The 324-nt window shown below is 70.1% G+C and carries 1 protein-coding gene; it reads right to left on the bottom strand.

Features of this window, described 5'->3' with window-relative positions:
• Positions 1 to 263 (bottom strand): YciI-like protein (locus tag SB773_RS30740; protein ID WP_410594019.1); only part of this gene is annotated, 263 nt, incomplete at its 3' end.
• Between the last annotated feature and the right edge of the window lie 61 nt (positions 264 to 324).

The raw sequence follows: 324 nt of genomic DNA, 5'->3' as shown, positions 1-324 counted from the left end.
CCGTTGAGCACGTAGGGATCGGCGCGCGCGAAGCGCTCGGCCACCGTCGGGTCGTCGCCCTGGAACAGCAGGACCGCACCATCGACCGGATCGGCCAGCGCGCCGCCGAGCAGCAGTTCACCGCGTGCCGCCGCGGCCCAGGCCAACTCCAGGTGGGCCTGGCGGAACTCGCCGCGCCGCTGCAGGTAATCGGGCGCGGTGTCGTAGAAGAGCAGGAAATGGTCCATGGCAGGATCTTCGCAGCGGAATCGACGCCATTTCAACCGCGGTTTCCGCCACGTGCCGGCTCAGCCGCGTTCGTGGCCCCAGTGCGCGGCATGCTCC

This window comes from Bacillus sp. SIMBA_074 (genome assembly GCF_046534555.1).
GTDB classification, from domain to species: Bacteria; Bacillota; Bacilli; order Bacillales; family Bacillaceae_G; genus Bacillus_A; species Bacillus_A mycoides.
This window is presented reverse-complemented; position numbering and strand designations above follow the sequence as displayed.